General features: G+C 56.0%; 13 protein-coding genes. 1 reads left to right on the top strand and 12 read right to left on the bottom strand.

The features are described from left to right. Nucleotides 1–54: 54 nt before the first annotated feature. From CKX93_RS09325 to aceA, 9 genes are all read right to left on the bottom strand, one after another. Nucleotides 55–345 (bottom strand): type II toxin-antitoxin system RelE/ParE family toxin, encoded by a 291-nt coding sequence (locus CKX93_RS09325; RefSeq protein ID WP_076754106.1) that lies wholly within the window; start codon nucleotides 343–345, stop codon nucleotides 55–57. After that, the gene (locus tag CKX93_RS09320; protein ID WP_076754104.1) at nucleotides 338–583 is read right to left on the bottom strand and encodes a type II toxin-antitoxin system ParD family antitoxin; all 246 of its coding nucleotides are present in this window, start codon (nucleotides 581–583) and stop codon (nucleotides 338–340) included. The genes CKX93_RS09325 and CKX93_RS09320 overlap by 8 nt, the downstream gene beginning before the upstream one ends. A gap of 126 nt (nucleotides 584–709) precedes the next feature. Further along, nucleotides 710–1,423: a response regulator transcription factor gene (locus CKX93_RS09315; RefSeq protein WP_076754103.1), complete on the bottom strand. Its 714-nt coding sequence runs from the start codon at nucleotides 1,421–1,423 to the stop codon at nucleotides 710–712. A gap of 55 nt (nucleotides 1,424–1,478) precedes the next feature. Beyond that, nucleotides 1,479–3,266, bottom strand: coding sequence for a sensor histidine kinase (locus tag CKX93_RS09310; RefSeq protein ID WP_159435504.1), 1,788 nt, complete (start codon nucleotides 3,264–3,266; stop codon nucleotides 1,479–1,481). Between the two features lie 127 nt (nucleotides 3,267–3,393). Further along, nucleotides 3,394–3,729: a type II toxin-antitoxin system RelE family toxin gene (locus CKX93_RS09305; RefSeq protein ID WP_234982754.1), complete on the bottom strand. Its 336-nt coding sequence runs from the start codon at nucleotides 3,727–3,729 to the stop codon at nucleotides 3,394–3,396. Beyond that, complete coding sequence (locus CKX93_RS09300) at nucleotides 3,626–3,847, bottom strand: ribbon-helix-helix protein, CopG family (protein WP_076754097.1); 222 nt, start codon at nucleotides 3,845–3,847, stop codon at nucleotides 3,626–3,628. Before CKX93_RS09300 ends, CKX93_RS09305 begins: the two co-directional genes overlap by 104 nt. Nucleotides 3,848–3,958: 111 nt before the next feature. After that, nucleotides 3,959–4,816 (bottom strand): formyltetrahydrofolate deformylase, encoded by an 858-nt coding sequence (gene purU, locus CKX93_RS09295; RefSeq protein WP_076754096.1) that lies wholly within the window; start codon nucleotides 4,814–4,816, stop codon nucleotides 3,959–3,961. A 74-nt stretch (nucleotides 4,817–4,890) separates the two neighbouring features. Next, nucleotides 4,891–5,379, bottom strand: coding sequence for a ribonuclease E activity regulator RraA (gene rraA / locus CKX93_RS09290; protein WP_076754094.1), 489 nt, complete (start codon nucleotides 5,377–5,379; stop codon nucleotides 4,891–4,893). A 92-nt stretch (nucleotides 5,380–5,471) separates the two neighbouring features. Further along, nucleotides 5,472–6,785, bottom strand: coding sequence for an isocitrate lyase (gene aceA / locus CKX93_RS09285; RefSeq protein WP_076755141.1), 1,314 nt, complete (start codon nucleotides 6,783–6,785; stop codon nucleotides 5,472–5,474). A 162-nt stretch (nucleotides 6,786–6,947) separates the two neighbouring features. On the opposite strand from aceA, the gene aceK reads away from it, so the two are divergent. Continuing rightward, a complete protein-coding gene (gene aceK / locus CKX93_RS09280; protein WP_076754092.1) occupies nucleotides 6,948–8,705 on the top strand; it encodes a bifunctional isocitrate dehydrogenase kinase/phosphatase in 1,758 nt (585 codons plus the stop codon). 28 nt (nucleotides 8,706–8,733) lie between these two features. Here the strand turns inward: aceK and pgsA are convergent, their stop codons facing one another. From pgsA to CKX93_RS09265, 3 genes are read right to left on the bottom strand one after another with little or no spacing between them, the layout of a single operon-like run. Beyond that, complete coding sequence (pgsA, locus tag CKX93_RS09275) at nucleotides 8,734–9,294, bottom strand: CDP-diacylglycerol--glycerol-3-phosphate 3-phosphatidyltransferase (RefSeq protein WP_076754091.1); 561 nt, start codon at nucleotides 9,292–9,294, stop codon at nucleotides 8,734–8,736. 3 nt (nucleotides 9,295–9,297) lie between these two features. After that, nucleotides 9,298–11,130: an excinuclease ABC subunit UvrC gene (uvrC, locus tag CKX93_RS09270; protein ID WP_076754089.1), complete on the bottom strand. Its 1,833-nt coding sequence runs from the start codon at nucleotides 11,128–11,130 to the stop codon at nucleotides 9,298–9,300. Beyond that, nucleotides 11,111–11,779 carry a uracil-DNA glycosylase gene (locus CKX93_RS09265; RefSeq protein ID WP_076755139.1) on the bottom strand — a complete coding sequence of 223 codons (669 nt, stop codon included), beginning with the start codon at nucleotides 11,777–11,779 and terminating at the stop codon, nucleotides 11,111–11,113. Before CKX93_RS09265 ends, uvrC begins: the two co-directional genes overlap by 20 nt. Between the last annotated feature and the right edge of the window lie 27 nt (nucleotides 11,780–11,806).

Raw genomic sequence — 11,806 nt, 5'->3', positions numbered from 1 at the left:
AAGAAAAATAAATCTGTCCCCGTTTTTAGTACGACCCCATTTTGAGTGACTTTTCTATAGTCGGCCTCGAGCATCCATACGTCGGTGCAAAATACGCGCAATCAGTACGCCTATTCCGGTAGATTTATAGAACACGATATGTGAGCCATGTTCGTGACGACGCAGGCCTACTCCAAGGTGTTCGGCGCGCTGTCCGAGGCGGGGATGTTCAGCCAGCTTTTCAAAGCATAACCTCAGTTCGTCGCGATAGCGTCTCGCCTGATCTAGCCCGAAGCGTTCAATAGTAAATTTGGCAATGCCCTCAAGATCTCGAGCAGCCAGCTTCGTAAATCGATATTCACTCATCGGCTACGCGATATCGGCTTTCGACCTCATGCCAAATCTCATCCAAAGACCGGCTACTGACACCACTCGCCAGTCCGTCGTCGATCGCAGCTCTCAACAGGCTTAGTTTTTCTTGTTCCTGTCGGATGAGATGCCGGACATATTCGCTGTCATTTGTGTAACCGCCACTGGCCACCTGCGCCCTTATCCACGCATCTTGCGTGTCGGTGAGCGTAATTGTCTTACGTACAGTGCTCATCTAATCGCTCCATCATTATCATACTAAGAGTATATAATAGCATACTATTAGTGCAAAAACGGGGACAGATTTATTTTTCTTCATGAAAAAATAAATCTGTCCCCGTTTTTAGTCCCCGTTTTTACATTAAGGTTTGATTTGCAGGGGGATGGTGAGCTGGTAGCCGGCGTTGCGATGCGCCTTGATGGGGGCTTGGCGGGAGATATCTGGGCTGGCTTCGGTGGTTTTTTTGCGCAGGCGACTGATGATGTTTTCCAGTGATCGGCGGGTGCCTGCTCGGTCCGGGAATTGCTCCTCGATCATACCCAAGAGTTCGCCGGCATCCATAAGCCCATTGGGAGCCAGAACCAAAGCCTTGAGGATCGCTGTTTCCACTTGGGTGAGCTCGATGACTATCGCCTCTTGTTCATCGCTTAATGCATGCTGTTTGATGTCTAGGTTCCATGCCGCGTTGTTGGTGCCTTGAACGCGTCGGGATAGGCTGGTCACCGCGGCAAGCAGTTCTTCGGGATCAGTGGGCTTGGTGAGGTAGATGTCAGCGCCGGTGTCGTAACCCTTGATGCGATCATTGAGCTGGTTGCGGGCGGTGAGCATGATGATGCCGATACTGGGGACGCGCTGGCGCAGCTCGCGGGCGATCTCAAGGCCGCTTTTGCCGGGTAGGTTAAGATCGAGAATGACCACTTCGGGGTTGGACAATTGGAGAATCTCCATGAGTCCTTCGAGGCTGATGGCCTCATGGGCGGTGTAGCCATGGTCTTCAAAGAAACAAGCGAGCTCTTCGCGCAGGCCGCGGTCGTCTTCGACGATGGCGATGGATTTTTGGGCGGGCTGATTCATTGTATAACCTGATGCTCAAGGAATGGGGTACGACCCCAGTTGGGGTCTGACCCCATTACTTAAAAGTGACGGTAAAGCGGATGGCGTTGGGTGTGAGCTCGTAGTTTATGCTGCCGTGCATGAGTTCGACCAGCTGACGACAAAGGCTAAGGCCTAGCCCCGTGCCACGGCGACTTCCCTGCCCCTCTTGGCGGTAATAGCGGCTGAAGAGCTTGTCTGGGTCGGGGCGTAGGTTGGGTTCGATATCGTTGCTGACAGCAAAACCGCCTTGTATACCGCTCTCTAAGTCTGCGGGCAGTAGCTCGATGCTAATTGGCTTTTGCGGAAGACCGTACTTGAGCGCATTTTCCAAAAGATTGCGGGCGACGGTTTTAACCAGCTGCGCGTCTGCTTGGATCTCAACCGGGGTAAGCGCGGCAAATATAAAGCGCTCGGCCTGACCGGATTCTTGAATCAGTTCCTGCCACATTGGCTTAAGCAGGACATTAGTGATCTGCGCCGTCAGCGCCTCCGACTCTAGGCGATTGGCGAGATTGCAGCGCTCCATCACCTCATCGATGTCATTAGCGGCGCGCTTGATATTGGCGAGGCGCCTCTGAGCGCTGGGGTTTTCTGTAACGACGAGGTTCTGCAGGTTGTTGCTGGCCATACTGATGGCGGCTAAGGGGTTCTTAATCTCATGGCCCAACATGTCGATGAGTAAGCGCTTTTCCTCATGCAAACGGCTTTCATAGTCCAGTTGCGCCTGTTTTTGCATCAAGGCTTGTTCGGCTTCTTGAAGCATCTGATCGGTGGCGCGATTGCGCAAAAAGACGGTTGCCATCGCCAATAGCGGGATAGCAAGGTCCAAAATCCGCGTGATGGTGATGGGCGCATCGCTTTGGCCGCTGTACTGGGTGACCAGCACCAAGGCAAAGATGTGCAACGCGTGATAGACCAGCAATGAGCCGACCAGGATGGTTTTTAATGAAGACGCCATGCCTCGGGTGGCTAGCGCGGCAATGGTATGCAGGATGGGGATCGCGAGGACCAAGATCAGAGTCAAAAAGCGCGCCCAGCCACCCATATCCAGCCAGTACAGTGCAATGGCGATGGCGGCTAATCCATAGCTGGCATAACAAGCGATTTGATAGAGCTGACTCTGCAAATGCGGGCGGATGAGGCCTTGATAGAGCCAGCCCCAGATGGCAGTGCGCAAGACAACCATGGTGACAAATGCCATGGCGGCGATGTCGGTGGGCCATTGCGGCCAGTACAGCGCTGCAAAGCCGCTCCCAGTGGCAACGGTGAGCAAGATGGCGACGTTAAAAAGGGCTAAGCGGAAGTTGACGGATGAACGGCGCAGCGCAAAGCCGATGACCGCGATCAGCGCCAGGGCGACCAGCATCCCCAAATGCAGTGCGATCAGCATCTGCCGCTCTTGGGTTTCGTGAGCGGCAGTCATGGGCTCGAGCGTGACGTGCCAATGGGCAACGCTGGGGGCGGTGATGCGCACTAACAGATCTGTTGATCTGGATTCTTTTAGGTGCACGGGGAAGACATAGGCGCCTAGCGATAGCTGCGCGCGACTGGCACGTTGCTCTGCTCCGGCTCGACCGATGAAGCTTATCTCGTTGGCTTGTAGCGCGTAGACCTCGATGCCGGCCAGGTAGAACGGCCCGATGCTGAGTTGAGCGTCTATGGGCGTTGCGTCCGGGCGGTCGACTTGTAGCCGAATCCACTGTTGCGGGGCTTTAAGATCAAAGCGGTTGGCTTCGGGGCGCTCCTTGAGATCGCACTGCTGCCGCGCATCATGCGGCTCGAGCACGTAGTCTTGCGGGCAGAAAAACGCCTGCCAGCTCATATCTGCGGCGGCAGCTGATGGCGCGATGCACAACAACAAAATAAAAAATCGGGACAGACCCCTTTTTTTAAGAAATGGGGACAGACCCCTTTTTCTGGGGCAGGCCGTGGTCATGACACTCGCGTGGTTACCGGTAGATGTCACGACGGTGTCCGATCCGCACGACGAGCACGGTAAGTTTCTGGTCTTGAACCTCATAGACAATTCGGTAATTGCCGACTCGGATGCGCCTCAAGCCGTTCAGCTCTCCTTTGAGAACAGACCCTGCATTCGGGCGCGTTTTCAACAGCTCAATGTTCTCGGCTATGCGCAGCCGCTCCACTCGCGGAACACGCGCCAGAGCCTTGAATGCGCTCTGTTTAATCGAGACCGAGTAAATCACCCTTCGCCTTATCCCAATCCAAGGAAGCGTCTGCTGGGTCTTGCAACACGCTAATTGCACAGGCGATATCCTCGAAGTCATCGAGGTAATATTCAATGGCCCGTCGGATTATATCCGCTCGCGAACGATGCAAACGTGCCGCCGCAGCGTCTAACGATGCGACGATTTCATCGGGCAGTCGTGCTGTAATTTGGCTCATGGCGCACCCGTTTAATGTCATGTAATGTCAAGTGATCACGATAGGCTGTCACGGGTTCGTGGTCAACCTCAACTTATCCACAGGGGTCAGACCCCGTTTTTTGAGACGCGATTAGGCGAAGACGACGGTTTTGTTGGCGTGGATGAGGACGCGGTCTTCAAGGTGGTAGCGCAGGCCGCGGGACAGGACAGTGCGCTCGACATCTCGGCCTAAGCGCACCAAATCGTCAACGCTGTGATCGTGGCGAACGCGGATAACATCCTGTTCGATAATCGGGCCTTCGTCGAGCTGATCGGTGACGTAATGACAAGTCGCGCCGATAAGCTTCACACCGCGATCAAAGGCGCGCTGGTAAGGCTTGGCGCCGACAAACGACGGCAGGAAGCTGTGGTGAATATTGATCACGCGGCCGGCATAGGCCTGGCATAGGTCAGGGGGCAGGATCTGCATATAGCGCGCCAAGACCACGACCTCGGCTTGATGCGCGTCCAATAGCTCATTGAGGCGCGCAAAGGCCTTAGCTTTGTTTTGTGGATCTACCGGCACATGATGAAACGTGATGCCATGCCACTCCACGAGATCCCGCATGTCTTCGTGGTTGGAGATGATGCAGGGGATGTCCATCACCAGCTCGCCACTGCGCCAGCGGGCAAGAATATCGCCGAGGCAGTGCTCCATGCGGCTGACCAAAGGTACGACTCGGCGGGGTCGGCTGGCATCGTGCACTTGCCACTGCATGGCAAAGCGCTCAGCGATGGGGGTGAACTGGGCGCGAAGCTCGGCGCTGCCGAAGGGCAGCGAGGCGGCATCAATCTCATAACGCATGAAGAACTGGCCGGTCACCGGATCACAGTGCTGGCTGGCCTCGGTAATCGAGCCGCCCTGCTCTGCCAGAAAACCGCTGACCGCGGCAACGATCCCCACTTGGTCAGGGCATGAAACTATCAGTCGCAATCGGTTTGGGGTCATGGCGTCATCAAAAAACGGGGACAGATTTATTTTTTCACGAAAAAATAAATCTGTCCCCGTTTTTTTCGTTTTTTTTACCCGGGTAGGAGGACGATGCCGTCTTCGTCGGCGAAGAGGCGGTCGCCGGGGATGAAGTCGACGCCAGCGAAGTGCAGCGGGATGTTTTCTTCACCGATGCCGCGCTTCTCGCTTTTCTTGGGGTGCGTGGTGAGGGCTTTGATGCCTAGGGGCTCCTGGCTGCAAGCCAATGCATCGCGGATGCAGCCATACATGACCACGCCCGCCCAGCCATTTTTCACGGCCAATAATGCAAGCTGATCGCCGAGCATAGCGCAACGCAATGAGCCGCCGGCATCCACCACCAACACCCGGCCGCGGCCGTCTTGGCTGAGTGCCTGGCGCACCAGCGAGTTGTCCTCAAAGCATTTGACGGTGTGGATATGGCCAGAGAAGGCTTTATCGCCGCCAAAGTCGCGAAAGATCGGCTCACAGATGCGGATCTCATCGCCGTGTTCATCGCATAAATCTGCCGTACCCGAGAATTTCAGGGTCGATGCCATCATGATGCTGTCTTCCTCAAATTCATGTTGCCTTAAAAAAATGCCGGTGCTCCGCTTTTATCAGAACACCGGCATCAGGTCTTACTTAACGGGGATTAACCGTGGAATTGTTCTTCCTCGGTGGAACCCGTCAAGGCGGTTACTGAAGAGGCGCCACCCTGGATCACAGTGGTGACATCGTCGAAGTAACCGGCACCCACTTCCTGCTGGTGCGAGACGAAGGTATAACCACGTTCGCGAGCATCAAACTCAGGCTGCTGCACCATGTTCACATAGTGCTTCATGCCCTCGCCGCGAGCGTAGTTGTAGGCGAAGTTGAAGGTGTTGTACCAGTTGACGTGGATACCGGCCAAGGTGATGAACTGGTACTTGTAGCCCATGGCGGAAAGCTCTTCCTGGAACTTAGCGATGGTGGCATCGTCCAGGTTCTTCTTCCAGTTGAACGACGGCGAGCAGTTGTAGGCCAAGAGCTGACCGGGGCACGCCTGCTGCACGGCCTGAGCGAACTCACGGGCAAAGCCCAGATCCGGCGTGCCGGTCTCACACCACACCAAGTCGGCGTAAGGGGCGTAAGCGATGCCACGGCTGATGGCCTGCTCCAAACCATTCTTGACGCGGTAGAAGCCTTCCTGGGTGCGCTCACCGGTGAGGAAGGCCTTGTCGTTGGCGTCGTGATCGGAAGTCAACAGGTTGGCAGCTTCCGCGTCGGTGCGCGCCAAAACGATGGTCGGCACGTTCATCACGTCGGCAGCAAAACGCGCGGCGATGAGTTTTTCCACCGCTTCCTGGGTCGGTACCAACACCTTACCGCCCATGTGACCGCATTTCTTCACAGCGGCGAGCTGATCTTCAAAGTGCACGCCAGCAGCGCCCGCAGAGATCATGTTCTTCATCAGCTCAAAAGCGTTCAAGACGCCACCAAAACCGGCTTCAGCATCAGCAACGATGGGCAGGAAGTAGTCTACGTAGCCTTCATCACCGGGGTTAATGTCGCGTGACCACTGGATTTCATCGGCGCGCTTGAAGGTATTGTTGATGCGGCGAACCATGGTCGGAACCGAGTCATAGGCGTACAAGGACTGGTCGGGATACATGGTTTCGGAGGTGTTGCCGTCGGCAGCGACCTGCCAGCCGGAGAGATACACAGCTTCAAGGCCCGCTTTGGCCTGCTGCATGGCCTGGCCAGCAGTGATGGCACCAAAAGCATTCACATAGCCTTTCTTGGCAGAACCGTTGACACGGTCCCAGAGTTTCTCTGCGCCATGGCGCGCCAGGGTATATTCGGGCTGAACCGAGCCGCGCAGACGCACGACGTCAGCAGCGCTGTAACCGCGCTTTACGTTCTTCCAGCGGGGATTTTCCGCCCAATCTTTCTCCAGGGCCTTGATTTGCTCGTCTCTGCTCGTCATCTTGCCATTTTCCTCTGATATGGAATTGTTATCGCCCGGCAAAGGGGCTATAGTTGCACCGACTTTGTGCATCGCAACATTACGGTCTGGCAACCTTATTTAATGCCCTGCAAAATTGCAAGCCTGAAAAACCGTGATCTTGAGTCATGACGGATTCGCTAGATGATCGATAGTGCCCGACAAATTGCCCGATCCATCCTCACCGGCTTTGAGCGGCACTTCTCGTTTTTTCAAGAGATCACCAGCAGCGCCCGCGATCATTTCGAGAAAGCGGAGTGGGAAGCGGTGCGAGCGGCGGCTGTGGATCGCATCAGCTCCTATGACCGCCGCGTTAATGAAGCCGTGGATAAGGTTCGCGCCACCTTTGGCATTGACGATCTGAATGAGCCCTTATGGCGGCGCGTCAAGCAATGTTACATCGAGTTGTTGGCGCATCATTCGCGACCAGAACTGGCCGAGACGTTTTATAACTCGGTGTTTTGTCGCATGTTCGATCGCGCTTATTTCAATAACGACAATATCTTTTTGGAGTCTGTGGCCAATCGTCAGGATTTGGCGGAGCGGCATCGCGGCTATCTCTCATTTTACACGCATGATGGTGGGCTGGAGACTTGCGCTTGGGAGGTGCTCTCGGCGTTTTATTTCCGCACGCCTTATGCAGACCTCGCGCATGATGTGAAAAATATCGCAGAAGCTCTGGCGGCCCGTTCCTGCTTTAGCCAAGAGGCTTTGAGTGATGCCCGTATTGATGTTTTGGAGTTTCCATTTTTTAGGAACAAAGCGGCTTATTTGATCGGCCGTGTGGTCTGTGACGGGCAAAGCCACCCATTGATTATCCCGGTGATCAATAACGAACGAGGTGGCCTAGTGGCCGATGCCTTGTTGACCACTGAAGAAGAAGCGGAGTCTGTATTTAGTTTTGCGCGGGCATATTTCTTGGTGAAGACCCCGGTGCCGGCGGCGACCATCGCATTTTTACAGGACATCATGCCGCATAAGCCCGCTGCTGAGCTGTATATGAGCATTGGCTTTCACAAGCAGGCGAAGAACGAGTTTTATCGCGACTTTCTCAATCATCTCGCAATCAGCCAGGACCACCTTGTCGTGGCCGCCGGCACGCCGGGCTTGGTGATGGTGGTGTTTACGCTGCCCACCTTCCCTTACGTATTTAAGGTCATTAAGGATCGTTTCCCGCCGCAAAAAGAAGTCACCCATGAGCTGGTGAAGCGGCGTTATCTGCAGGTGAAGATGCATGACCGAGTGGGTCGTATGGCCGATACCTTAGAGTTCTCGAAGGTGGCCTTTCCGTTGGATCGTTTCGATCCGGCGCTGTTGGAGATTTTGCATAAAGAAGTGGGAAGTCAGCTGGAGATTGATCAGGGCAATCTGTACATCGATCACGTCTATATCGAGAAGCGCATGCTGCCGCTGGATGTCTATCTTACCGATGCCGATGAGCCGGCGACGCAGTCTGCTTTGGATGATTGGGGTTTGGCGATTAAGCAGTTGATGGCGGTGAACATTTTCCCGGGTGATTTGCTGTTTAAAAACTTTGGGGTGACGGACTCGGGTAAGGTGGTGTTTTATGATTATGACGAGATTTGTTATCTCACCGAGTGTCATTTTCGCAAGATCCCGCCCTCGCCTTTCCCTGAGGATGAGTTGAGCTCAGATGCTTGGTACTCAGCGGGACCGAATGAGATTTTCCCCGAGGAGTTTCCGACCTTTTTGAGCACGGATCCGAGGATTCGACGCCTATTGATGAAGCTGCACCCGGATCTTTGGGATTATCAGTACTGGCGCGCGCGCCAAGACGACGTCAACCAAGGCATTCATGGCGATGTCTTCCCCTATCCGCGGGCTGTGCGCTTCACCAAGACAGCGGCGCAGCATCCTGAGGTCGAAGGCGGCGGCGGTTAAAAAAGGGGACGTAAAAAAGGGGACGGATTTATTTTCTTCCGGAAAATAAATCCGTCCCCTTTTTTAACCCCTTTTTTGCAGCGCGCAGGTAGAGGAACATGGACCAGAGCGTGAGGCCGGCGGCGGCGTAGAGCAGCGGCAGGCCCACGACTGGCAGGCCCCAAAGCAGCAGGAAGATGGCGATCATCTGCGCGGTGGTTTTGACTTTACCGATCCACGAGACGGCGACGATGCCGGACTGACCCAGCTCGGCCATCCACTCGCGCAAGGCGGAGATGGCGATTTCGCGGCCGATAATGACAGCGGCAGCCAAGGTCAAAAGCAAGCCACCGAGCTGGTCGACCAGCAGCACTAGCGCAGTGGCGACCATAAGCTTATCAGCAACGGGATCAAGAAAAGCGCCAAAGCGTGAAGTTTGGTCGAGCTTGCGCGCCAAATAGCCATCCAGCCAATCGGTAAGGCCAGCCAAGGCAAAAATCCCCGCGGCGATGGGCCCGGCGTACTGCGAAGGATAATAAAACGCCACCACGATCAAGGGGATCAGGGCTATGCGCATCCAGGTCAGTAGATTGGGAATAGAGCTATTCATCGGTCAGTCGTCATGCAGCGCATCAAAAATATCCTGTGCCAGTTTCCGACTGATGCCGGGTACTTTACTGATTTCTTCCACCCCAGCACGCGCTACGCCTTGCAATCCGCCGAAATGCTGCAAGAGCTGCTGGCGGCGGCGCGGACCCATGCCGGCGATTTGTTCTAACACCGAGGTTTTGCGGGCCTTGGCGCGGCGCTGACGGTGGCCGGTGATGGCAAAGCGGTGGGCTTCATCGCGGATCTGTTGGATCAGATGCAGCGCCGCTGAGTCGTGAGGCAGTATAGTCGGCCCTTGCGCATCGCTCAATACGAGGGTCTCCAGACCTGCGCGGCGCCCCTCGCCCTTGGCCACGCCAACGATCTTGATGTCGGTGATCTGCAATGTCTCAAGTACCTCACGCGCTTGGCTGACCTGACCTTTGCCGCCATCAATGAATAACACGTCGGGGCTGCGACCCTCGCCATTTTTGAGGCGACGAAAGCGGCGCATCAACGCCTGATGCATGGCAGCATAATCATCGCCGGGCGTAATGTCTGTGATGTTGAAGCGGCGGTAGTCCGATTTCACCGGACCCTCGGCGTTGAACACCACACAAGAAGCGACCGTGGCCTCGCCGTGGGAGTGGCTGATATCGAAACACTCCATACGCATGGGCGGCGCTGGGAGGTTGAGCGCTTTTTTTAGGCCCTCGAGGCGCTGCTGCATCCCAGCGCGTGTGGCCAGATGAGAGTCCAGCGACATTTGCGCATTGCGCACCGCCATCTCCAGCCAGCGGGCACGCTCGCCGCGGACCTTGTGGCTCATCTGCACCTTGCGTCCGGCGCGTAACTCCAGCATGGCCCCAAGCGTCGCCTCATCCTCGGGGGCATGGCTGAGGATGATCTCTTTGGGCACGTCATGGCCAAGGTAATACTGGCTGATCACCGTGGTCATTAAAGCTTCCGGCGAAGCCTCCTCAGGCAGACGCGGAAACAACGATTTATTGCCGAGGTTAAGGCCGGCGCGGATAGAGAAGACCTGCACGCAAGCCTGCCCTCCTCCGGTACACACAGCGATAATGTCGACATCGCCACTTTGACCGCTCACGTATTGGCGCTCCGAGACCTGGCGCAATTGGCTGATTTGATCACGTAGGCGCGCTGCCTGCTCGAAATCCAGTTGCGCAGCGGCGGCTTCCATTTTTTCTACACGCGCGGCGATCACTTGGTCACTGCGCCCCTGCAGAAAATCCACCGCATGAGCCACATCACTGGCGTAATCCTCGGGTGCCACTAGGCCCACGCAGGGCCCTGAGCAGCGCTGGATTTGGTATTGCAGACAAGGCCGGGAGCGATGCGAGAAATAGCTATCGGTGCAGGGCCTTAATAGAAAGATTTTTTGTAACAGATGCAGTGTTTCCCTCACCGCTCCGGCGGAAGGGTAAGGCCCGAAATACTGGCCTTGGCGCCGCCGCGGGCCGCGATGAAAACTGATGCGCGGATAGGTGTGATCGCTGATAAAGATCATCGGATAGCTTTTGTCATCGCGCAGCAGCACGTTGTAGCGCGGCCGGTACTGTTTGATGAGATTGCTTTCCAGCAGCAGGGCTTCGGCTTCGGTCGCGGTGACGGTCACCTGAATATCGGTGATTTGCGTGACCATGGACTGAATGCGCGGGCCAGAGACTTGTTTTTGGAAATAGCTGCTGACGCGTTTTTTCAGATCGCGCGCTTTGCCCACGTATAGGGTCGTACCCCGTTTGTCGAGCATGCGGTAGACGCCGGGGGCGTGGCTGAGACGCCGGACGAAGGCTTTGCCGTCAAAGCTTTGTGGCTCAGGGGTGGGATCGGTCATAGGCGTCCACCCGCTCCCGGACGCGCGTTAGGACCGCATGAAACATTTCCGCGGTCAGGCGCCGGGTTTGTGTGTTGTAACGACTGCAGTGGTAAGAATCTATCAGGGTACGGCTTTCGCTGACCCTGTGCTCCGCGCCATGAGCAAAACGATAGTCGGCTTGTTTCAGCCCCAGAGCGCGGATCACGGCTTGGTGGGCGATGCTGCCTAGGGCGAGGATCACCGCGGGTTGCGGAAGCTCGTCAAGTTCGGCTTTGAGATAGGCATTGCACTCGCGGATCTCGGCCGGCAGCGGCTTATTTTGTGGCGGCAGGCATTTGACGGCATTGGTGATTCTGATGCCTTTGAGACTAAGCCCATCATCACGATGCGTCGCTTCGGCTTGATTGGCAAAGCCCAAAGCATGCAGCGTTTCATAGAGCAGGACGCCGGCGTAATCGCCGGTGAAGGGCCGTCCGGTGGCGTTAGCGCCGTGCATCCCAGGCGCCAAACCGACGATCAGGCAGCGCGCCTTGGGATCACCGAAAGCCGGCACCGGCGCCGCGTGATAGCCCGGATGCTGGCTGCGCACCTCCTCCAAAAACCCCGCCAAACGCGGGCAGCGCCGACAATCAGGATCAAAAAGGGGTCTGTCCCCATTTTTAAAAATGGGGACAGACCCCTTTTTTGGGGCGGG

Origin of the sequence: Ectothiorhodosinus mongolicus, from assembly GCF_022406875.1 — a bacterium.
In the GTDB taxonomy this organism is placed as follows: domain Bacteria; phylum Pseudomonadota; class Gammaproteobacteria; order Ectothiorhodospirales; family Ectothiorhodospiraceae; genus Ectothiorhodospira; species Ectothiorhodospira mongolica.
The sequence above is the reverse complement of the archived record's forward strand: the minus strand, read 5'-3'. Positions and strand labels throughout refer to the sequence as shown.